The 25,082-nt window shown below is 64.5% G+C and carries 4 protein-coding genes; all 4 read right to left on the reverse strand.

Annotated features, from left to right (window positions below; translation table 11 throughout):
- Nucleotides 1-2 precede the first annotated feature (2 nt).
- Nucleotides 3-9,386: an SDR family oxidoreductase gene (locus tag LCH85_19570; GenBank protein ID MCA0354199.1), complete on the reverse strand. Its 9,384-nt coding sequence runs from the start codon at nt 9,384-9,386 to the stop codon at nt 3-5.
- Nucleotides 9,379-16,182 carry a type I polyketide synthase gene (locus LCH85_19575; GenBank protein ID MCA0354200.1) on the reverse strand — a complete coding sequence of 2,268 codons (6,804 nt, stop codon included), beginning with the start codon at nt 16,180-16,182 and terminating at the stop codon, nt 9,379-9,381. The genes LCH85_19570 and LCH85_19575 overlap by 8 nt, the downstream gene beginning before the upstream one ends.
- Complete coding sequence (locus LCH85_19580; protein MCA0354201.1) at nt 16,133-22,825, reverse strand: type I polyketide synthase; 6,693 nt, start codon at nt 22,823-22,825, stop codon at nt 16,133-16,135. Before LCH85_19580 ends, LCH85_19575 begins: the two co-directional genes overlap by 50 nt.
- A 94-nt stretch (nt 22,826-22,919) precedes the next feature.
- Entirely contained in the window at nt 22,920-25,043 is a 2,124-nt protein-coding gene (locus LCH85_19585; GenBank protein ID MCA0354202.1) for an AMP-binding protein, read from the reverse strand.
- Between the last annotated feature and the right edge of the window lie 39 nt (nt 25,044-25,082).

Below are 25,082 nucleotides of genomic sequence, written 5' to 3' on the forward strand. Positions count from 1 at the left end.
CGCTACGACCTGAGTTTGAGTTGAGCCTGCCGATCCCTTCGCTTTGCACCGCGATCGTGACGTTCTTGAATCGCTGCGTTGGTGTCCTGGCCAGGTTCAAGGAATTTCGCCATTGCTCCGACCGTCGGTGCTTCGTACAGCACATAGGCCGGGATCTGGCTGATCTGAAGGCGCTTGCGCAGCCGGTTCAGCAGATCGACGCCGATCAGCGAGTTGCCGCCAAGCTCGAAAAAGTTGTCGTTGAGGCCGATTTCGGCGATGCCAAGTCGTTCGCTCCACACCGCAGCGATCGCCTGCTCCAGCTTGCTCTGCGGCTTGACGTATGATGTGCCAAGGCTCGGTCGCGCGTGACGCGCGCCCTGGGCTTCGGGCTGCTCAAGCACATCGATCTTGGCGTTTTCCATCATGCGCACGATCGCGCGCAGGTCTTGGGTGGAGACGAAGACGTTCGGGAAGCGATGAGAAAGCACCCGGTCAAGAGCTTGGCTGCCTTCATCGAAGCGCAGGCCGAAGCGTTCGCGGTAGTCGCGGAAGAACTCCTGGGTAGCGCTGTCATAGCTGCTCATGGCTTCATCCCAAGCATTCCAGAGCCACTCGCACCAGCCAATCGAGACCACCAGACTCGGCTGCCCGGCTCGGCTGTGGGCAAAGGCGTCCAGGTAGGCGTTAGCCGCACAATAATCGACCTGCCCTGCGCCGCCGCCGGTCGCCGAAGCGACCGAGGAAAACAGCGCCAGGAAATCCAGCTGTATGTTGTCCAGCGCCTGCGCAAGGGCGCGCGTGCCCTGGACCTTGGGCGCCAGGACGCTGGCAGCCGCCTCCCTGGTCTTCAGCGAGATTAGGCCGACGCCCGGCACGCCGGCGGCGTGGAGCACCCCGTGCAGGCTGCCGAAGTGCTCGATGGTTTGAGCCACCGCCGCTTCGATCTCGCCTGTGTCGGTGACATCGGCCCTGAGCACCAGCACCTCGCCGCCCAGCGCCTCGATCGCCTGGATCTGCCGGATCTTGCCGGCGTGGGCGTGTTCCGGCTGGCGCGCCAGCAGGGCAGGCCATTCGCTGCGTTCGGGCAGCCCAGAGCGGCCTACCAGCGCCAAGCGGGCCTGCTGCGTCCGCGCCAGGTGCTCGGCCAGTGCCAGGCCGATACCGCCCAGACCGCCGGTGATCAGGTACACACCGTGTTTGCGCAGCCGTGGCGCGCTTGACTCCTGCGCTGCCAGCTTCAGCCTATCAAGCGACTGTACCCAGCGGCGGTTGCCGCGCAAGGCGACCTGCGTGTCGGCGGTCGCGGCGGTCAACTCGCCGAGCAGGTGGCTGATCAACGCTTCTTCTTCCCAGCTGCCGCGCTCGGGCAGCACAATATCGACGCTGCGGCAGCCCAGCGCTGCATATTCGAACTGCAGCAGCTTGCAGGGGCCGATAAGCGTGGCTTTCTCCGGGCACTGGCGCTCGGAGCCGATGACCGATTGCATATCGCTGGAAACCACGGTGATGGTGCAGGCTTCGAGGTCAAGGTCGCCCAGCGCCTGGCCAAGGTGGATCAGACTGTAGAAGCTGGCATCAAGCACGGGGCCGAGCAAGGGATCGGGCAGCGGATGCGGTAGCGGCGGTGTCACCGTCCAAAGGTGGACAATGTTGGTCGGCCGCCGGTTTTGCCGATACAGGTCGTTGAATAGCTCATCATAATCAGAGCGCTGCCCCGCATTGATCGTGTAGGAGTCGCCGTTTTTGGCGAAGGCTGCGCCGGCGTGGACGCTCACGACGTGCTGGCCCTGCTGGCGTAGCCAGGCGCCGATCTGCTGGCCGACCGCGCACGCGTCCTCGAAGATCACCCAGCACCGCGGGCTGTCATCCGAGGACGCGGCTAGTGCCGGCAGGTACGGCGCCGATTGCTTCCATGCAGGCAGGTAGAACCACTCGTTGGCCGGATCGCGCGGCAGGCCCATAAGGTCGAGCTTGTCGCTTTGTTCCGCCAGGCCGCCGACTTTGCGGCTGGGTTCCAGCCAATAGCGCTGCCGCTCAAACGGATAGGTTGGTAGCGGGACGCGCCGGCGCTGCTCACCCACGGCGAACGCCTGCCAATCGATCGGCACGTCAATCAGCCACAGGCGGCCCAACGCGGTCAGGAGCGCAGTCGAGTCGCTCAGGCCCTCATGCTGGGACGGCAGGGTCGACAGCACAAGATCCAGGCGGTCGCGGCCCCAGGCGGGGCTTTGCTTGACAAAGGAGCCAAGCGCCTGACCCGGCCCGATCTCCACCATGACGCGGTTAGCATCCTGCGCCAGGACTGCCACGCTGGCGGCGAACTGCACGGTCTGGCACATATGCGCCGCCCAATAGGCCGGGTCGGTGGCCTGTTCGGCGGTAATCCAGGTACCGGTGACGTTGGACAGATAAGGGATGGCCGGTAGGTGAAAGGTCAGGGTGGCGGCGAACGCAGTGAGCTCCGCCTGCACCGATGCCAGCATCGTCGAGTGGAATGCGTGGCTGGTTTCCAACCAGCGGCTGCTGATATCGAGGGCCTCAAGCTGGTCTGCGACGGCCGCGAGGGCCGGCTGGGGGCCGGCGAGCACGCAGGTGCTCGGACTGTTGACTACCGCCAGGCACACCTCGCCGCCCAGATACGGGCGGACCGCATCCGCGCCCGCCGCCACTGCCAGCATCGCGCCGCTCGGCAGCGACTGGATCAGCTGGGCACGCCGGGCGACCAGCGCCAGGGCGTCTTCCAAGCTCAACACTCCGGCCACGGCGGCCGCCACGTATTCGCCCAGGCTATAGCCGAGCAGTGCGTGCGGTCGGATGCCCCAGGTCATCAGGAGCTGGGCAAGGGCGTACTCCACCACAAACACTGCTGGCTGCGCCAGCGCCGTCTGGTGCAGCGGCCCGGCCGCCCCGCCTACCGCGCGATCACGCCCAAGCAGCGCCCGCAGATCGACGCCGGAGCCATTGCCGTTGCGCCGTGCCTGGCCCTCCGGGTACAAAGCCTGCTTGAGGTCGGCGCCCAGCAGTGGCGACAGGATGCGGAAGCACTCGTCGACCGTGGCGCGGAAAACACTCTCGGTTTCATACAGGCCCTGGGCCATGCCGGCATAGTGGTCGCCGACGCCGGCGAACACAAAGGCCAGGTTGCGGCTGGTCGGCTTCTGCTGGCGGCTGAGGGCGCGCTGGGTGTCGCCTTTGGTCAGCAGCGAACGCGCGTCGGTGGCATCCTCGCAGACCATCACGCGCCGGTGCTCGAAGACGCGGCGGCCGACTTGCAGGGTGTAGGCGACATCGGCCAGATTCACATCTTGGCCGCCAAGATGATCGGACAGCCGCGCCGTGGCCGCTTCGAGAGCCGTGGGAGTCTTGGCCGACAGCAACAGCAGCTGAGTCGGTCGCGACGGGTTGGCAGCCGGAGCCGGCGGCGCCTCCTCGACCACGACGTGGGCGTTGGTGCCGCCCACGCCCAGCGAGTTCACGACCGCGCGGCGGGGCGTGCCATTGCGCGTCCAAGGGGTCGGCTCGGTCAGCACATAAAACGGGCTGGCAGCGAAATCGATCTCGGGATTGGGCGCATGGAAGTGCAACGTCGGCGGGATCAGGCTGTGCTTGAGGGCCAGCACCGTTTTGATCAAGCCGGTGACGCCGGCCGCCCGGTCGAGGTGGCCGATGTTGGGCTTGACCGAACTAATCCCGCAGAAGCCGACTTTATCGGTGCTGGCACGAAACGCCTTGGTCAGCGAGGCGATCTCGATCGGGTCACCCAACTTGGTGGCAGTGCCGTGGGCCTCGACATACGAGATCGAGTCGGCGGTCACGCCGGCGTCGTCAAGCGCGGCGGCGATGGCCTTGGCCTGGCCGACCACGCTGGGGGCGGTGTAGCCGACCTTGAGGCCGCCGTCATTGTTGATCGCCGAGCCACGAATGACGGCGTGGATGGTGTCGCCGTCGGCCAGTGCGTCGGCCAGCCGCTTTAGCACCACGATCGCCACCCCGTCGCCAAAGTTAGCCCCGCCAGCCTCCGCGTCAAAGGTGCGGCAGCGCCCGTCGGGCGAGACCTGATCGCCGTCGCGATACAGATAGCCTGTTTTGACCGGGACGCGGACCGACACGCCGCCGGCGAGGGCAATATCGCACTCGCCGCCGCGCAGGCTGCGGCAGGCCATGTGGGTGGCCACCAGCGAGGTCGAACAATAGGTCTGCACCGCCACGCTTGGCCCGTGCAGGTTCAACTTGTAGGACACGTTGGTCGTCAGGCCATCTTTGTCATTGGAGAAATAGGCAGACGGATCGGAGCCGAAGTCATTGAAGACCGGCAGCGCCGCCAGCTGAAGCATATAGGTGCTGACGCTGGCGCCGGCGAACACGCCGACCAGCCCATCGTAGCGCTGGGAGTCGTACCCCGCTGTTTCCAGGGCCTCCCAGGCGCACTCGTGGAACAGGCGCTGTTGCGGGTCCATAAACTCGGCTTCGCGGGGCGAATAGCCAAAGAAGGCCGCATCGAACAGACCGATATCGTCGCCGAGAATCGGGCGCCGTTTGACGTAGTTGGGGTCGCGAACCAGCGCGGGAGCGACACCGGCGGCCAGCAATTCCTCGTCGCTGAAGATCGAAAACGCTTCGTGGGACTGGCTGATGTTGCTCCACAGCTCATCGACCGAACCGGCACCCGGGAAGCGTCCGGCCATACCGATGATAGCGATATCGCCTTGGGCGGCCTGGCGCTGCTGGCGTCTGGCCGGCTGCGGCTGACTGGACGCGCCAGCGACCTGCGGCAGCCGCTCCATCAGATACGTCGCCAGGGCGCTGATCGTGGGGGCTTCAAACAGCACCACGGTCGAAAGCTGCACCTTGAACTCTTTTTGCAATCGGGCGATCACCTGGATGCCTACCAGCGAGTTGCCGCCCAGGTCGAAGAAATTATCCTGAATGCCGACCTGATCGAGGCCAAGTGCCTCCTGCCAGATCGCGGCGATGCGTTGTTCGTATTCGCCGCGCGGCGGAACATAGGCGGTGTTAAGCTCGGGCCGGGCGTGGGCCATTTTCGCCGCCGGGGTTGGAGCGTTGGCGCCGACCGCAAGGGCTTCCATGCGAACCCACTGGGCGATACGCGTATCAAGGTCGCCGGTGGAGTTGACGATCTGGCTGGCATCCCGGACGGAGAGGACCCGCTCGAATGCCGCAATCCCTTCGGCAGGCGTCATACCGTATTCGGTCAGGCTAGCGCCCAGGCCGCCGGACATAGTTTTATCGACACTACCCAGCCAGAGATCCCAGTTCACGCTCAGCCAGCGCACCGGATGCGACTGGTTGTGGCGGTGGGCGAAGGCGTCCATAAAGGAGTTTGCCGCCACATACGCGCTGAAACCAAGCCCGCCCAGCACCGATGACAGCGAGGAAAAAAGCACGCAGAAGTCAAGCGACCGATCACCGAGCACGCGCTCCAGGGCATACAGGCCATGGACCTTGGGCTGGAAATGCTGCTCACAGATGGCCGGGTCGCTATCCTGGACCGAGCGGAACGCTGCGGTTGCCACAATCCCGGCCGCGTGGATCACGCCGTGGATGGCACCGAAGCGCTCAGTAGCGCGATCGATGGCCGCCCGCAAAGCGCTCTCGTCGGCGACATCGGCCGTGATCGTCAGGACTTCGGCGCCTAGCTCCTCCAAGCGCTGAACCGCGCGGATGCGCTGGCAGGTCCGGTCGTCCTCGGAGCGATCGCTCAGCCAGCGTGGCCACTCGCTGCGGTCGGGTAACTCGCTGCGGGCCAGCAAGACCAGCCTGGCCTGCACGGTTGCCGCAAGGTGCTCGGCCAGCATCAGGCCGATGTCACCCAGGCCGCCGGTGATCAAATAGGTGCCGTGCTCGCGTAGCGCAGTCCGGGCAGGGGCATCCAAGCGCACCGGCTTGTAGGCGGCGACCCAGCGCTGGTTATTGCGGTAGGCCACCAGCGGTTCGGCCGACTGGGTCAGCAACTCGCGGGCCAGCAGGTCGAGCAGTTCGCGCTCTTCCGTGCTGCCCCGCTGCGGCAGCCCGAGGTCGATGGTGCGGCAACCGATGCCTTGCAACTCCTGCGGGATAACTCGCGCCGGGCCAAGGATCGCCGCCAGATCGGGGTTGATTGTTTCGGTGCCGATAACACTGTGGACGGCGGCGCAAACCACGGCGATCTCAGGCGCGCTTGCGAGGCTCGCCGGCCCAAGGGCCTGCGCCAGGGCCAGCAGGCTGTAGAAGCTGACTCGCTGGGTCGCGGCGAACTGATCGCCGGTCGCGGAAGGCGTTGCATCAAGCGACCAGAGGTGCGCGACCATCAGGCGGGACTGCGCTTCGCTGCTCAGGGATTGCAATAGGCGCAGGTAATCCTCGGGGGCGTCCGGGCGCACGTCGAAGGTCTGGTGATCGATGCGGGCGAAGCCATCGCCGCGCCGAACGCGCACAACGCTGTCGCCGGCCTGTTCGAGCCGGACGCCAAGCTCGCGGCCGAGGCCTCGCTCGTCAACAAAAACCAGCCAGTGCTTGCCGCTGGTCGGGGCGGGTGCCAGCAAGGCGAGCGCATGCGGCTCCCAGACCGGCCGGTAAAACCAATCGGCGATATCGGCCTGCTTGCCGCGGGCCGGCCGCGCCGGAGCCAAGGTCGTCGGCACGCTGTCAAGATCGATCCAGAAGCGCTCGCGCTCAAAGGGATACGGCGGCAGCGCAACCGAGCGGCGCCGCTCGGCGCCAGCGAACGCGGCCCAATCAACCCGCGCCCCAGCGACCCAGAGGCGGCCCAGCGCCGACAGCGCCGCTGCCAGCTCGGACTGGGCCTCGTGCTTGGCCGGCAGGGTGGCTACTATATCGGCGAAGCGCTGGCGATCGCAGGCGGGATGCTGCCTAGCGAACGACCCCAGCGCCTGGCCCGGACCTATCTCCACGAGCATCATGGCCGGATCGGCGAGCAGCGAACCCAGGGCAGGGGCGAATTGGACGGTCTCGACCATGTGCCGTGCCCAGTAGGCAGGGTCGGTGGCCTGCTCAACAGTGATCCAGGTGCCGGTAACATTGGATAGGTACGGGAGGGAAGGCGAGTTGAAGGTCAAAGTGGTGGCGAACGCAGTCAGCGCTTCTTGCGCCGGCGCCAGCATCGTCGAGTGGAAGGCATGGCTGGTTTCCACCGGGCGGCAGGCGATCTCGGCCTGGCTGAGCCGCTCCGACAGGGCGTTCAGCGCGGCGTGCGGGCCGGCGAGGACGCAGGTACTTGGGCTGTTGACCGCCGCCAGGCACACCTCGCCACCCAAATACGACTGGATCGCATCCGCGCCTGCCGCTACCGCCAGCATCGCGCCTTTCGGCAGCGCCTGGATCAGCTGGGCGCGCCGGGCGACCAGCGCTAGGGCGTCCTCCAGGCTCAGCACGCCGGAGATCGTTGCGGCGACATACTCGCCCAAGCTGTAGCCCAGCAATGCCTGCGGTCGCACGCCCCAGGTCATCATCAATTGGGCCAGGGCATACTCGACCACAAACACCGCCGGCTGCGCCAGCGCCGTCTGGTGCAGCGGCCCGTCCGCAACTCCGTTGCGCCCTAGCAGTCCGTGTCCGGCCGCCGGAGCAGCCGGCAGGTTGGACGGATAGAGCGCCGCCCGCAGTTCCGCCGCATCCAGCGGCGGCAATAGGGCTAGCGCATGGTCGACCGCGGTGCGAAAAACCACTTCATTGGCGTAGAGGCCCTTGGCCATACCGGCGTAGTGGTCGCCGACGCCAGCGAACACAAAGGCCACCGGGCGTTCCTGGCCGACATGGCCGGTGTGAATGCGGCCATTCTGGCCGCTCAGGCCAGCGATCGCCTCTGCAACATCGCGGCAAATCACCGCCCGGCGATGGGCGAAGTGTTTTCTACGGCGTTGCAGCGTGTGGGCGACGTCAGCGAGATCACAGTCTGGGTTGCGGTGGAGATAGCCCAGCAGGTTTTCGGTCGCCTTTTCCAAGGCGGTCGGAGTCCTGGCAGATAAAAGCAACACATGGGTCGGGCGGGCGGCGCTCAGCGGCTCGGACGGCGGAGCCTCCTCCAAAATCACATGGGCGTTGGTTCCCGACCAGCCAAACGAGCTCACCCCGGCCAAGCGCGGCCCGTCGGCGACCGTCCAAGGGGTCAGGCTGGTTGGCACGACAAACGGCGCGCCGCCCTTGGGAATACCCGGATTCAGCGTCTTGAAATTCAGATGCGGCGGAATTTGCTTATGCTGCAAAGACAAGACGGTCTTGATCAGCCCGGCGACTCCCGAGCCGGCGGCCAGATGGCCGATATTCGTTTTAACCGCGCCGACGTAGAGCGGCTGATCAGGCGATCGGCCTTTGCCCAGCACAGCCCGCAGCGACTCCATCTCGATCGGATCGCCCAGCGAGGTGCCGGAACCGTGAGCCTCAACATAGCTAATCTGCTGGGGCTTCAGCCCGGCCACCGCCAGGGCTTTGCGGATCACCGCCTGCTGGGCCAGGCCGTTGGGGGCGGTGATGCTGCTGCTGCGGCCATCCTCGTTGACCGCCGAGCCGCGGATAATCGCCCGAACCTGATCGCCGTCCTTGATGGCGTCGGAAAGGCGCTTGAGTACCACGAAGCCGCAACCTTCGCCGATCACAAAGCCATCGGCGGCGGCGTCGAAGGTCTTACAGCGGCCATCGCTGGAGAACATGCGCATCTTGCACAGGCTGACAAACGAGTCGGGCAGGATTACCACGTTGGAGCCGCCGACCAGCGCCAGGTTGCTTTCCTTGCTTTGCAGGCTCTGCACGGCCAGGTGGGTCGCCACGAGCGTCGACGAGCAGGCGGTGTCCAAGGTCATCGTCGGCCCCTGGAGATCAAGCAGGTAGGCCAGGCGTCCGGCGGCCATGCTGGACGAACTGCCGGTGCTGAAGTATGGGTCGTTGAAACACTCGGCGCCGTCGGCGTAGAGCTGGCGCACGGGATAGTCGTTGTTGATCAGCCCGATGAACACGCCGGTCTGGCTGCCGGCCAGACTGTCAATCTGCTGGCCGGCATCTTCGAGGGCCTGCCAGGCGACCTCCAGCAGGAGGCGATGCTGCGGATCCATGCGCAGAGCTTCGCGCGGCGAAAGGCCAAAAAAACTGGCGTCAAACATCGGCGCGTCGGTCAGGAAGCTGCCCCAGCGGGTATACATTTTGCCCGGCGCATCCGGATTGGGATCGTAGTAGGCGTCGATATCCCAGCGGTCGGACGGCACCTCGATGATCGAGTCCTGGCCTTGCTTCAGGAATTCCCAGAAGGCATCCGGTGTCACCAAACCGCCGGGGAAGCGGCAGCCGATGCCAATCACGGCGACAGGCTCGGGCTTGGGCCGCAGGTACTCGGCCAGCAAGGCTTTCTTATCGGGCGTCAGGCTCTTGAGAAGTTGTTCCAAGGGATTACTCATCGATCTCACCTTGAGCCAATGGCTCGATATCGAGGGCATGCTGAAGCTCATCCATCGAAAGTTCGCCGATCGCCGACAGCAGCGCAGCCAGATCGTCGCTGTCTTCAAGCTCGGGCGCGGCAGCTAGGTCGGCGCTGGCGGGGTCGTCCGGCTCCTCCGTCGGCGCTAGCGAAATCTGCATGCGCTCGATCAGATGGGAGGACAGGGCGGCGATTGATTGATGGTTCCAGATCAGCGTGACAGGGAAGCTCAGACCCACGCTGTCTTCAAGGAGGTTCCTGAGTTCAAGCGCCATCAGTGAGTCAAGGCCCACACTGCCCAGCGGGGTCTGCGAGTCAAGTGCCGAGGTGGGAATGCGCAACACCTGCTGGACCAGCTTGGCGACATGGGTCTCCATGATCGCCAGGCGCTGCTCGGGAGGCGATTCCTCCAGCAGCGGGCGAAGCCGGGTCTGCGCTGGCTGCTCGCTGGCACTTTGGTCGAGTTCTTCGACTAGGCGCCGAAACAGTGATGAGGCGGCCGCCTTGGGATAGTATTGCAGCCACTGGCGCAGGTTGAAGGGCAGCACATTGGCCTGGACCGGGTTGGCACGGATCAGGCGCTCCAGCGCCGCCAAGCCCTCGGCGGGCGTCATGCTTTTCATGCCGCGGTAAGCGATGCGCTCGCCGCGATTGGCCTGGGCCGCCGCCAGGCCCACGTCGGCCCACGGCCCCCAGTTGATCGCTAGCGCCGGCAACCCTTGGGCGCGGCGGTAATGGGCCAGCCCGTCGAGGAAGGCATTGGCCGCAGCGTAGTTGCCCTGGCCGGGCGAGCCAAGCGTAGCCGCTGCCGACGAGAACAGGATAAAGTGGTCGAGCGCCCGATCGCGGGTCAGGATGTGAAGATTCCAAGATCCGGTGACCTTGGGGTCCATGACGGTTTTGAAACGCTCGGGGGTGAGCTGAAGCAGCACGCCGTCATCAAGCACGCCGGCGGCGTGGATGACTCCGCGCAACGGGGGCATCGTCGCATCGATATCGTCGAACAGGGCCGCTAGCGCGGCGGGCTGGGCGACATCGGCTTGGGACACTCGCACGGTCGCCCCGAGCGCTCGCAGATCCTCGACCGCCGCGCTGGCGGCCGCCCCCGGCCGGCTGCGCCCGAGAAGAACCAGATGGCGTACCCCGCGTTCGACCAGCCAGCGGGCGACAGCTATGCCCAGCCCCCCGAGGCCGCCAGTGATCAGGTAGGTGCCGGCATCCCAGGCCGCTGCGGCGGGCCGAGCCGCAACGATCGGAAGCTCTTCATCGTCGTCGATTCTGATAACGATCTTGCCGATGTGCCGGGCCTGAGCCATCATCCGGTAGGCATCGGCGACCTGTCCCATCGAAAAAACGCGGCAGTGGCGGGTGAGCAGAGAGTCGCCGGCAAACAAAGCCATCGCTTCGCGGAAGATCGCCCCGATCATCTCCGGCTCTTCGCGCAACGTATCAAGATCGACCAGCGAGAAGGTCAGGTTCTTCAAAAACGGCCGCATGCCGAGTTTGTTGTCCTCGTAGTAGTCGCGTTTGCCGATCTCAATAAAGCGGCCGCGGTGGCGCAGCAGGTTGAGGCTTTCCTTGATGTAATCGCCAGCCAGCGAATTCAGCACTACGTCGATGCCCTCACCGTTGGTGACTTCGCGCACCTCGTCGGCGAAGTCCAGCGAGCGCGAGTTCATCACGTGGGACACGCCAAGCTCGCGCAGCAAGGCCCGCTTTTCGGGCGAGCCGGCGGTGGCGAAGATTTCAGCGCCCACGTGCTGAGCGATCTGGATCGCCGCTAGGCCGACGCCGCCGGTCGCAGAGTGGATCAGGACGCGTTCGCCCTTGGAAAGCCGGCCTGTGACAACCAACGAGTAGTAAGCGGTCAGAATGGCGAAAGGCAGCGCCGCAGCTTGCTCAAGGGTCAGGTGGTCGGGTTTGGCGACGATCAGGTTCTGCGTGGAGATCGAGTGTGATACCGTCAGGCTCTTGAACCAGCCGACCACTTCCTGTCCGACCGTGAAGCCGGTTACGTTGGCGCCAAGGGCCACGATCGTGCCCGCGCATTCGCGCAATGAAGACACGCCCTCGATCTCGCTGCTATTGCCCGGAATAGCGCCGAGGGCGGTCAGCACGTCGCGGAAGTTCAAGCCCCAAGCGCGGACTTTAATCTCAATATCATCTGGGCCGATCGGTTGCCGCGCCATGGCGCGGATCGCCAGCCGATCCAGCGAGCCTGGCGGCGAGGCATCCAGGCCGAATGGCTGGTCGCCGGCCCGCGCGAGGGTCCGTGGTTGCTCCGCCGAGCCGTCGACGCCAAGCCCACGGCTGAGCCGAGCCACGAAACGCTGGTCGGGGCGGAGGGCGACCCGATCGTCCTTACCGCAGCAGATTTCATTGAAGAGTTCCGAGGCTTCGTCCAGACCCGGTGCGGCGCTCAGGTCGATTCGCACGCACTCCAACTGGGCAAACTCGTGGCTGATAACGTTGGACAGCCCGGTCAGCGGAGTTTGCGCCACGGCCACCGCCTCATTTGGGCTGGCAGCATCGGCGCCGCGGGTGATGATCCAAAGCCGGGGGTAATCGCGCCAGCCGGCATAGCCGATGGCTTGCAGGAGAAACAGCGGCGCAGTGGCGGTGAAATCCTGCGCGGACAGCAAGGCATCGAGGCTCGCCTCGGCGTCGCGGCCGGACTTGCCTCCCCACAGGTAGACAATGCCGCGGCACGGCGCATTGGCGCCTCCAAAGGCTTCCTTGAGAAGCTGCTTGTAAGCTTTGTGATCGTGCGGGTTGATCTCATAGCGCCGCCCGCCGAGCGCCTGAAAACGCTCACCCGGCGCGACCAGCACAGGATGCTGGCCATGCGCTTCCAGCGCAGCCGCCAAGTCGCGGGCGACCGGAGTTTGGTCGCTGAAGATCAGCCAGCCGCCGGCAGCGCCGTTCGACCACGGAGCGAGCGCCGCGTCAAAGGCCGGCCTGACCTGCGCTTCCCATTGCAAGGTGTACATCCAGCTATCAATGTGATCGTCCCCGGCAGCCCGCGCCTCGAGCACCTTAACTTGCAGTCCTTCGACGCGCATCACCGGCTGCCCTGACTGATCGAGAAGCAGGAGGTCGCCTTCAAATGAAACATCGGCGGTGGGAGCCGCGGTGCTCAGGCGCGTGTGGACCCAGAGCGGCTCTGCGGCCTGCGGCTTGCGCAGGGCCTGGATGCGCCGAACGCCCACCGGCAAGGTTACAGCCGGTTCGGCGCCGTTGCGGTGGGGATCAAGCGCCACAAAGGATTGGAAGCATGCGTCAAGCAAGGCCGGATGCAGCTCGTAGGCGCCGTAGTCAGCTTGAATATCCGCCGGTGCCACGATACGCGCCAGTACCTCGCCATCACCCAGCCGTAGCTCGGTGATGCCTTGGAAGGCCGGCCCGTATTCCAATCCCTGCTCGGCAAGTTGCGCATAGTAGGTCGCGGCGGACATGGTTTTGTCGCAACGCGTCGCCACGGCGTCGAACGACTCCGGGACATCTAGCACCGGCAGGCCGCCGCGCACAACCTCGCCCGTGGCGTGCTCCTGCCACGACTCGTTCTCGGCACTGCGGCTGAAGATCTGGAACATCGCCGTGTCGCCAGACTCGCGCAGTGCCACCTGGACGACCCGGATTTCGTCCGGCCGCAGGCTGAGCATCTGCTTGAAACGGACATCGCCCAGGCGGTATCGCGTATCGGCCCACACGGCGCGCGCTGCCGCCAGGCCCATCTCCACGTAGGCGGCGCCTGGAACAACCACCATGCCTTCGACGCGGTGGTCGGACAGGTAGGGCAGCAGCTCGCTGTTGATAGTTTGCTCCCAATAATGGGTCGCCGGAGCCCCAGCAGCGCGCATGTGGCGACCCAGCAGCGGATGCCCGCCATGAGCCGGGACGCGGCCACGGGGGCGAACGGCGTCGCTTTCAACCCAATAGCGCTGGCGCTGCCAAGGGTAGCTGGGGAGCCGGACCGGCCGGCCGGCCATGGCATACACCCGCCGCCAATCGACAGCGTAGCCTTTAATATACAGGCTGGCAAGCGTCGTCTTCAGCGCCTGGACCTCGGCTTCGCTGCGGCGCAACGAGGCCAGCGCGCCACCGCGCAGCCCGCGCTCCCGCAGTTCGCCCTCGATCGCCGGCTGCAAAATCGGGTGAGGACTCAACTCTAGAAAGATTGTTGGCCCGTTGGCCGCCAGCTGGCCGATCGCGGCGCTGAAATGGACCGGCTCGCGCAAATTCCGCGCCCAGTAGGCCGCATCAAGCTCGCCGCCGCCGAGGAAGCGCCGCTCGACGGTCGAGAAAAAGGGCAACGCGCCGGGGGTCGGGCGTACAAGCGCCAGCAGTTGGCGCAACTCAGGCAGAAGCGGATCCATCTGCGGGCTATGCGAAGCGACATCAACCTTAACCCGCCGGCAGAACACCCCTTCGCCTTCCAGCCCTGCCAGGATCTCATCGAGCGCGCCGGGATCGCCGGCCAGCACGGTGGAGCGGGAACTGTTACTCACCGCGACCGCCACCCGGTCGCCATAGTTGCCAATCGCCGCCTGGGCGGCCTCCAGCGAGAGTTCCACCGAGGCCATCGCGCCCTGCCCGCTGAGTCTGCGCAGCAGGCGGCTGCGCGTGCAGATGATGCGAGCGGCATCGTCGAGCGAAAGCGCCCCGGCCACGGCGGCGGCGGCGATCTCGCCCATGCTATGGCCGACGACGGCGATCGGCTCGACGCCCCAGGAGCGCCACAGCGCCGCCAGGGCTATCTGAATCGCACACAACACCGGCTGGACGCAATCAATGCGTTCAAGCCAGGCGGTATCGTCGCTGGCGAGCAGATCGAGCAGCGACCAGTCCACATATGGCCGGAAAGCCGTTTCCGCCTGTTCGAGCGATTGGCGAAACACCGGAGCCTGGTTCAACAGCTGTCGCGCCATGCCATGCCACTGTGAGCCCTGGCCCGGAAAGACAAACACGACCTCGGGCTGAACGTCGTTGGCTAGCTGGCCCTGTAATAACCAGGGATCCACGTCGCCGGCGAGAAAGGCCCGCAGGCGCTCGGCCAACTCCGCGTTTGTGGCGCCGACCGCAGCCAGACGGTGAGCATGGTGACTGCGCAACGCTCCCGCCGTATAGGTCACATCGCGGACAGCCGGCGCGTCGGCACCGGTCAGCAAAGGCAGGTAGCGTTCGGCCACCGCCTTGAGTGTGCCGGGGGCGCGTGCCGATAGCGCCAGGACATACGGTGCTTCGGCATCGGCGGGTGGATTCACGACCGCCGGTTGCAGCGCTCGCGGCGCTTCTTCCAACACGACATGGACGTTCGTCCCAGACCAGCCGAAGGAATTAATTCCGGCGAAACGGCGGTTGGCCGCAGCAGGCCACGGCTGGAGCTTCGTCGGAACGACAAAGGGCGTATTGGATAGCGTGATGTGGGGGTTGAGCCTTTCGAAATGCAGGTTTGGCGGGACGGCCTCATAGCGCAGCGACAAGATCGCCTTGATCATCCCGGCGATGCCGGCGGCGGCTTCTAAGTGGCCGATATTGGTTTTCACCGCCCCTAGGAAGCAGCGCTGGTCCTGCGGCCGCGGCTGCCCGACGACCGTGGTCAGCGAAGCAACCTCGATCGGGTCGCCCAGCTCCGTGCCGGTTCCGTGGGTTTCAACATAGCCGATCTGATGTGGCTCGACCCCCGAGTTGGCCAGGGCCGCGCGCAGCAAGGCCTCCTGAGATGAGCCGTTGGGGGCCGTGAGTCCGGCGGATTTGCCATCCTGGTTCGCCGCCGAACCGCGGATCAGCGCCAGGATCGGGTCTTTGTCGGCCAGCGCGTCGGAAAAACGCTTTAGGACAACCACGCCGCAGCCCTCGCCGCGCACATAGCCGTTGGCCCGGCTGTCGAAGGTTTTGCAGCGTCCGTCCGGCGACATAATACGCATTTTAGAGGCCATAATATTGGTCTGGGGCGCCAGGATCACATTGACGCCGCCGGCCAGGGCCATCGAGCACTCGCCAACCCGCAGGCTCTGGCAGGCCAGGTGGACTGCCAGGAGCGAGGACGAACACGCGGTGTCGACTGCCACGCTCGGGCCGTGCAGATCGAGCAGGTATGACAAGCGGCCGGCGATGATGTTGGGAGCCTTGCCCGTGCCGGTATAGGGGTTGATCAAATCGTCGTGGGTGTCGGCGACGCTGCCGTACTCGCTGCCGCAAACACCGACAAACACCCCGGTCGACGATCCGGCCAGCTGATCGACGGCCTGACCGGCGTGCTCCAGGGCTTCCCAGGCAACCTCAAGGAAAATCCGCTGCTGCGGATCCATATTGTTGGCTTCGCGCGGTGAGATGCTAAAAAACGCCGGATCGAAGTGATCGATCTGATCGATAAAGCCGCCCCATTTGCTGATCATCTTGCCGGGCACGTCGGGGTTTGGATCGTAGAGGGACTGCAAATCCCAGCGGTCGGCGGGAATCTCGCTGATGGCATCGACGCCATCGCGCAGCAGCTCCCAGTAGGCCTCCGGCGAGTTGGCGTTGCCGGGGAAGCGGCAGCCGATCCCGATCACCGCGATCGGATCCGACATCAGTAATTGGGCCGGGCCGTTGGCCGCGCGCAGCTGTTTGGCAAGCAAGGCCCGCTTCTCGGCCGATAGCTCTGTGAGACGATTAAGCTTCTCATCCATACGCAATTCAGCGGACGCCGTGCGCAACGACAGCGGAGTCCACTCCTCCTTGTATCTATGTTCCGGAAAGCATACGCCGAACGTCGTCATCGGAAAGCTGGTCAAGGACATCCAACATGGTGAAATCAATCATCAGGTCGGCCTCGACCTGCTCGGCCTGGGCTGGGCTGTCTGAAGGCGCGCCCTGCAACGGTACTGCTTCTGGTTGGGTCGCCTGCAACGGCAGCCCCATCTTTTCCGCCAGGTGGGGCACCAGCGCGTTGATCGTCGGAAAGCCCCAGATCAGCGTCCCGGCGAGGGCGACCGACAGGCTGGCCTCAAGTCGGTTACGGAACTCTAGGGCAAGCAGTGAATCGAAGCCCAGGCTACCCAGTGGCGTTCGATTGCCGATTTTCTCAGGGGCCAGATGCAGCACCTTGGCGATTTGATCGCGCAGGTGTGCTTCCAACAAACCCTTGCGAAACGCCGGCTCAGCGGCGAAAAGCTCGGCGCGGACGGTATTGGCGTCGGCGCGCCAGGTGTCCGCGTAGGAACAGTTGTCGCGCAGCTCGGCGAACAGCGCCAGATCGACCGCGCCCGGATTGGCATGCTGCCAGCGCTGGAGGCTGAAGTCGATCACGCCGATCTGGGTCGCCCTGTAACGCAGCAGGGTGCCAAACGCATCGAGCGCATCGCCGGGGCTAAAGCTCTCGATGCCTTGCTGGGCCAGCCGCTCGCCGCGGTTGCTTTGCGCCGCCGCTAGGCCGACCTCGGCCCAGGCACCCCAGTTGATGCTCAGGGCGGGCAACCCCAGCGCTCGCCGGTAGTGGGCCAGGCCATCGAGGAAAGCGTTGGCTGCGGCGTAGTTGCCCTGTGCCGGCGAACCAATCAGTGAGGCGGCCGACGAAAACAGAACAAAGAAGTCCAGCGGAAGGCTGAGCGAAATTTCGTGGAGGTGCCAGCCGCCCGCGACCTTGGGGGCCAGGACTGTCTCGAAGCGTTGGCGGTCGAGACAGTCGAGCACCGCATCCTCAAGCACCGCAGCCGCGTGGATGACGCCGCGCACTTCCGGCATGGACGCCCTGATCTCGGCGAAGACATCGCCCAGGTCGGCGCGGACCGCGACGTCGGCGCGATGCACCACGATCTGCGCTCCGCGCTCCTCAAGCCCACGGATGGTTCTGGCGGCAGCCGCACTGGGTGCGCTGCGGCCGATCAACGCCACATGCCGCGCACCCTGATCGACCAGCCACTCGACAACGGTCAGGCCGACCCCGCCCAGCCCGCCGGTCACGACATACGTGGCGTTGGGAGAGATTGGTAGGGAGGTGGCCGACTTGAAAACAATCGGGGTGTGCGCACGCTCCGCGAAGGACACCGCGAATTTGCCGATGTGCTTACCCTGGGCCATAGCGTGCAACGCGTCGGCGATGCGGCGGGGCGGCACGACTTGATGCAGCCGCGTGTGGATTTTCTTTGCTTCCAGTAGGCCGAGCACTTCCGCCAGTAATCCCTTGATCAGGCCGGGCCGCTGCTCGACGATGCCGTGCAAGTCAAGCAGGGTGAACGAGAGATTCTTAAGGAAGGGCTTAAGGCCAAACTGGCGGTTCTGGTAGTAATCGCGCTTGCCTAGCTCAATAAAACGGCCGTGGTCGCGCAACAGGCCAAGGCTGGCCGGGATGAAATCGCCGGCCAGCGAGTTAAGGATGACGTCGACGCCTTCGCCGTGGGTTATGGCCCGGATCGACTCAACGAAGGCCAGCGAGCGCGAGTCAAAGACGTGCTGGATGCCGAGCGCGCGCAGGTGGGCCCGTTTCTCCAAGCTACCTGCGGTGGCGAAGATCTCAGCGCCGCGCAGCTGCGCGAGCTGGATAGCCGCCAGGCCAACCCCACCCGCCGCCGAATGGATCAGGACCCGCTCGCCGGGCGCGAGCCTGGCCAGATGATACAGTCCGTAATAGGCGGTCAAAAAAACCACCGGTATGGTCGCCGCCTCGGCAAAGCTGAGCCAGGCCGGCTTGGGAACCACCAACTCTTGTCGGGTGATGATATGGGTGCCCAGCTGGCCATTGGCCAGGGCGATAACTTCCTGCCCGACATACAGGTCGGTCACGTCGGAACCAACGGCGACGATCCGACCGGCGTGCTCGCTGCCGAGCCGCGGGATATCTTCGTCCTCCAAGTCGCGGATGACATCAAGCGCCAGCAGCACGTCGTGGAAATTCAGGCCGGCGGCTTCTACTTCGATCTCCACCTCGCTCGGACCGGGGGCCACTCGCTCAAGTGCCCGAAACTTGATCAGATCGAACACACCGGCTTTCGCCATTTCCAGTTCAAACGGCTGCTCACCGGCCAAGCTCTCGGGTTCGCTTTGCTCGGCGGACGCGGCCCAGCGGACCAGGCGGGCGACATAGCGCCTGTGGGAGCGCAGGGCGACTTGCTCCTCAAAGGCCGCCGCGGTCAGTTCAGCCAGCAGCATGTTGGCTTCGGCGGGCAGCACCTCTAGAGCCAGGTCGATGCGGCTACAGCGCAGTTCCGGATGCTCGTGGGCGATCGTCAGGCCAAGGCCCCACAGCGGCGTCTGCGCCACGCTGATCGGATCGTCGTAGCTACCCAAGGCCTGGCCGTTTCTGGTCACCAGCCACAGGCGGGGCCGCAGCCCGGTTTGGAGCAGGGCCTGGATAAGCAACAGGGAGCTGGCCCATCCACGCTCGGCTGGCGCCGTCAGCGGATCACCGCCGGGTTCCATGTCAAGGCTCCACAGGTGGATCACACCCCGGCACGGCGGGTTGCCAGGCTTATCGGCGCGGCGAAAGAGATCAATGTAGGCCTGGGGGTCGCTCGGATCGATGCGATGGGTGTTTGGCCGCACCACCGGCGCGGCCGCATCGACGACTAGAATCGGCGACTGCCCTTGCGCGATCAAGCGGTCGTACAATCCCGCGCCCAAGCCCTGCTGGTCGGCAAAAATAATCCATGTGCCAGCTTCCGTCAGCGGCTGAGGCTGGGGCTGGGGCTGGGATTTCCACTCAACGCCGTAGAACCACTGGCTGATTTTATCCAGCGGTATGGCCGTGCCAGTCGGCTCGATCCGTTGCAAGCGTAGGTTATCCAGCCGCAGGATCGGCTGTCCTTGGAGATCAAGCAGCTCGATATAACCGTAAAGCGAGTTCAGGCCCGCATCGTCGCCATTGCCAATCTGGGTGTGTACCCAGATCGGACCCTTGGGAAGCGGCTGAAACTGCCGGATCTGGTGGACCCCAACCGGAAGGTGTGGCATAGCATCGGCCGTCTCGGCGCCTTGGTAAAGAATGGCGCTCAGCGTTTGCAAGCATGAGTCGAGCAGCCCAGGGTGGAAGCCGTAGGCGGCAGTGGAGCCAAGCACTTCGTCGGCAATCTCAACCTGGGCCAGCGCCTCGCGCGGACTGAGCCAAATTTGGCTCAGTCCGCGGAATCGCGGACCATAAACCAGGCCGTGCGCCGCCATGGCCCGATAGTGTGCCTCGCCGCTGATCGTCTCCGGAAGACGAGCTTTGATGGCGTGAAGCGCGAGCGCGGCCGTCGGGCCGGCTTCCTGCTCCTCAACTGCCCGTTTGATCAGCGCCGCCGCGTGGAGCTTCCACTCGCCGTCGCCTTCTTCGTCGGCCCTAGAATGGCTGAAGATGCGAACCGTTCCCGCCGTCGGGCCGTCAACCGTCAGCACCACCTGGGTTCTCACCGGTTCGTCTTCGCTGAGCACCAGCATATGCAGCAGCCGCATGTCACCAATCATATGGTTGCCCGCGTCGAACACGGCCCGCGCAGCCGCAAACGCAATCTCGATATACGCCGACGCCGGCAGCACCACGATATCCTGCACCTGATGCTCAGCCAGATAGGGCATCTGCTTCAGATCCAGTACGTTCTCCCATGCCCAAGTATCCGGAGTCGTCGCCACCTGAACCCGCGTGCCTAGCAGGACGTGGCTCTTGGCGCTGCTTTGGTTCCACCCAACGCGCCCCCCGCCTGGAGTCGCGCTGAGCGGCATGTCGATCCAGAAGCGCTCGCGTTGCCAGGGATACGTCGGCAGGGCCACTTCGGAGCGAGGTTCTGGCAGAAGGGCGTCCCATGCAAGCGGGAAGCCGAGCACATGCAGCTTGGCCAGGGTCTCGAAAAGCGCCTGCCGCTCCGGCGTGTCACGCTGGAGGGAAGCGAGGGCCTTGCCGATTCCACCCCGCTCCTGGAGGCCTTGGGTGATGCTTGGCAGCAGGATCGGGTGCGGGCTGATCTCCAAGAACACGCTATGGTTTGCATCAACAAGCCGCTGGATGGTGGGGCCGAACATCACCGGCTCCCGCAGGTTACGCACCCAATACGCGGCGCCAAGCTCCGGACCCGCACAGACTGTCTCGCTGACCGTTGAGTAAAAGGGCGTGTGCGCCGCCCCAGGCGCCAGCGGCGCCAACTCGGCGGCCAGGTCGTCGAGCAGCGAGTCGACCTGCGGGCTGTGCGAGGCAACGTCAACTTTCACCCAGCGGCAGAACACCTGCTGGCTGTCAAGATCGGCGCGGATATATTCCAGGGCATCGGTGTCGCCAGCCAGCACGATCGAGCGCGAGCTATTGTTGACGGCGATCGAAACTGCGCCGCCATGCGGTTCAATCGCCTCACGCGCCTGATCCAGGGTGATCTCGGCCATAAGCATCGCGCCTTTGCCACGGATGCGCCGCAGCAGCCAGCTGCGCCGGCAGATGATCCTGGCGGCGTCGGACAGGCTCAGTATACCGGCGACATAGGCCGCCGCGACCTCGCCCATACTGTGGCCCACAACCGCCTTTGGCTTGACACCCCACGACTCCCACAGGGCCGCGATGCCGATCTGGATGGCGCACAAGGTCGGCTGCAACACGTCGATTTCCTCGATCCTGGCATCGGGATTGGTCAGGACATCGATCAGCGACCAGTCGGCGTAGTCGCGGAAGGCGCTGTCGCAGGCAGCAATGGCGGTGCGAAACGCCGGTTCGTGTTCCCACAGCTCGCGGCCCATGCCGATCCATTGGGAGCCCTGCCCAGGAAACACAAACACCAGGCGATCATGGACATCAGGCTCGATCTCACCGACCGCTACCTGAACGCAGATCTGATTGGCCAGAAAGGCGGCCAGCTGGTCGGCGATTTCGCGCTTGTCCCGGCCAAAGACCGCCAGGCGGTGCGTGTGGTGGTCGCGCCGGGTTGCCGCAGTATAGGCGATTCCGGGCAAAGCCGGCCCGGCCTGGGCGTCCAGCAGGCGTCGATAGCGCTCGGCCAGTTCGCTTAGCGCGCGCTGGCTCCGACCCGAAAGCGGCAGCAGGTACAGCGCATCCTCGGCGGCCGCCGGTTTCTGCGGCGCTTGCGTCGGCCTGGGTGCTTCTTCAAGGATCAGATGGGCGTTGGTGCCGCTCAGCCCGAAGGCGCTGACTCCGGCGTAGCGGGGCTGGTCGCCGGCCGGCCATTGTGCGCCCTCGGTCGCCAGCACAAGCCGCGTCCCGGCGAGGGAGATGCGCGGGTTGAGGGCTTCGAAATGCAGGTTCGCCGGAATCCGCTCGTTGCGCAGGGCCAGGATGGTCTTGATCAGTCCGGCCATGCCCGCCGCCGTTTCTAGGTGCCCGATGTTGGTCTTGACCGCTCCGAGGATGCACGGGCTGCCGTCGGGGCGTGGCCGCCCAATCACCGAAGCCAGCGCTTCAACCTCGATCGGGTCGCCGAGGGCCGTCCCCGAGCCGTGCGTCTCGACATAGCTGATGGCATCGGGCGAGATGCCCGCGTTCTGGAGGGCCTGGCGGATCAGGGCCTTTTGTGCCTGTCCATTGGGCGCGGTCATGCCGGCCGAGTGGCCGTCCTGGTTGACCGCAGAGCCGCGAATAACCGCCAGGATTGGATCGCCCGCCGCTTGCGCATCGGAAAGGCGTTTGAGGGCAACGATACCGCAGCCTTCGCTGCGCACAAAGCCGTTGGCCCGCGAGTCAAAGGTTTTGCAGCGCCCGTCGGCGGCCATCATGCCCCAGCGTGAGGCCATCATCGTCACCAGCGGCGACAGGACAAGGTTGACCGCGCCGGCCAGGGCCAGCGTGCAATCGCCGGTGCGCAGGCTTTGGCAGGCCATGTGCACGGCCACCAGCGATGACGAGCAGACGGTGTCAATTGACAGGGCCGGGCCGCGAAAATCCAGCAGGTAGGCCAGCCGACCGGCCGCAAAGCTATTGCGGTTGCCGGTCTCAAGGTAGGCGTCCGATATCGGGGCGCCATCGAGTTGCATGTGAAAGTAATCGTTGTTGGAGATGCCCACAAAGATGCCCGACCGGCTACCGGCCAGTTTGTGCACCGGCTGGTTGGCCCGTTCGAGCGCTTCCCAGGCGACTTCAAGCAAAAGCCGCTGCTGAGGATCCATCTTCAGCGCTTCACGCGGCGAGATGCCAAAAAAGGCGGCGTCAAAGCTGTCGACCTGATCGAGGAAACCGCCCCAGCGGCTGGCGGCCTTGTTCGGCGTTTCGGGGTTGGGATCATACAGCGCATCGGCGTCCCAGCGGCTGGCTGGGATCTCGCTAATCGCATCGGTGCCGGAAACAAGCAACTCCCAGAATGCCTCGGGATCATTCGCGCCGCTCGGAAAGCGACATCCCATCCCGATGATCGCGATCGGTTCGTTTTTCGCTTCTTCCAGGGCATCGATGCGTGCCTGCATCTGGCGCAGCGCAAGCAGCGAACGTTTTTCAATCGAGAGGCTATCAAGTGGTTGCTGGTCATCGACCATCGCGTTATCCCCTTTGTTGCGTCATTAGTTACACCCCGAAACACAACGGATCCCCAGGCACGCCCACATCGTCGCTCGGGGGCGACCCCGCTGGCTATGCTTCAGGTTGGTCGGTTCGGCTTAGTCGTGCGAATTCCTTGAGCAGCAGATCGGTGACGTCCTCGTCGGAAAGTTGGGCAAGCCGGTCTATACCCGCCGAGTCGCCATCATTCAAACCGGAGATGGTATGGGCGTTTGTGGTGTCCTGCGGCTGGAGGATGCCATCGACCTGTGAACGCAAAAGCGCCTCAATGGCATCATCTGAAAGGTCGTCGATCACCTGGATCGCGTAGTGGCGAGCGGTCGGCGGCCCGGCCGCCCGATCCGGCGCAGCTGCGGGAACGGCGCCCGCCGTCTGTGCGTCAACAATGTCCAACAGATACCAGCTCAACGAGTCCAGATTGGGATATTGCCACACCATCGTGGCCGATAACCTCGCACCCAGCAGATTCTCCAGGGACATCTGCAATTCAACCGCCCGCGCCGAATCAAGTCCGAAGTCGCTGAGGGCGTTCGAAAGGCCGATCTGGACGACATCAAGGCCCAGGATGCGGGCAATCTGCTGGCGCACGCATTGTTTGACCAGCGAAAGGCGCTTTTCCCTAGACGAGGTAGAGCGCATGTGCTGGATCAGGGTTGATCCAAGGGCTTCAACCTCCGCCATGGCTGAGTCATCAACCAGGTTTTTGCGTAAAATTTTGCCGAGGGGGCTTTTTGGAATCTCGCTGAGGAATTCGATCATGCGCGGGACTTTGAAGTCGGCCAGGCGGTCCTTACAATACTGGAGGAGCTCCGTCTGGGTGCATTCGCCGTCCAGCACTGCCACAGCCTTCGCGAACTCGCCGCCATAGGGCGCCTTGATGCCGACGACGACCGCTTCCTTGACCCGGGGATGCGTCAGCAGGACATCCTCGATCTCCAGGGGATCGACCTTCCTGCCGCCGACATCGATAAAAATTTTTTTGCGACCGGTAATGGTCAAGCGCCCGGCCTCATCAAGCCTGCCGAGATCCCCGGTGAAGAAAAAACCATCGCGAAACATGTCCCGGTTGATGTCTTCCAGGCCGACATAGCCGCTGGTCAGCATGGGGCTTTTGAAAGCTATTTCGCCGATGGCCTCGGGCGCGAGCCGGTTTTTTTGCTCATCGCAGATATGGAGTTCAACATTGCGCATCGGCAGCCCCACGCTGGCGGCGAGGCTCGGATCATCCTCAAGGTTGATGGTGACCGATCCCGCCTCGGTGCAGCCGTAGAGTTGCTTGATGGCAATGCCAAAGCGGGTCAGGAAGGCGTCGAACACATCCCGGGGCAAGAAGTTGCCGGCGGAAAAACATAAACGCAGCGATCCCAGCGCAGGCTCGAAGCCCACCTGTGCACTGCTGAGCGCGCTAAACACATAGGGGACGCCGGGCAAAACGCTGACCCGCTCGGTTTCGATCAGCTCGAAGACCCTGGCGCAACGGGCGATAAAGGGCATGTCGACGACAGCATTCCCGCCCATCGGCTGCTCCAAAATCACTAGGGTTGCTCCGACCATGGTGGCAGCCAGCAAGCAATTGCCCAGCCCGTGGGCATGAAAAAGCGGAACCAGGCACAAAATCACATCGTCGTGGGTCATACCGACAGTGGCGGTAAAATTATCACCCTCGGCGCACAGATTGCCATAGGTGCGCATCACTTTTTTCGGGCGCCCAGTCGAACCAGAGGAATACTGAAACAACGCTGGCCGATGAGGGTCGGCAGCCGCGGGCGCGGCGCGTTCAGATGCGGCAGCGCGGGAGTCCTCCAGCACACCATCCAGGGCAATGATTTCGATTGAGCGGCCAGCTGCAGCGAGGATCTCGCGGCACAGGCCCATGTACGGCTCGGTAGTGAGAATAACCCTGGCCTGGGCATCGGCAAGATAGTAGTTGATCTCGTTGTGCTTCAACAGAGGATTGAGTGCCAAAACAACCGCACCGATGTGCAGGGTGGAGTAAAAGCCGATGACAAACTCCGCGCAATTTGGTAGCACCAAGGCGATGCTTTCGCCTTCAGTAACCCCGGCCGCAGTCAGTTCATTGGCGAATGACCCGATGGAAGCGGCAAGTTGCTCGTAGGTTATCCGTCTGGGTCCATCAATAACTGCGGTTTTCTGGGGATATTTCGCCGATGTCGTTTGGATAAAAGCCTCAGACATACATATTCCTTGCGCACAGACAGCGTCGTAGAACGCGTC

This window comes from Chloroflexota bacterium, assembly GCA_020161265.1.
Taxonomy (GTDB): Bacteria; Chloroflexota; Chloroflexia; order Chloroflexales; family Herpetosiphonaceae; genus Herpetosiphon.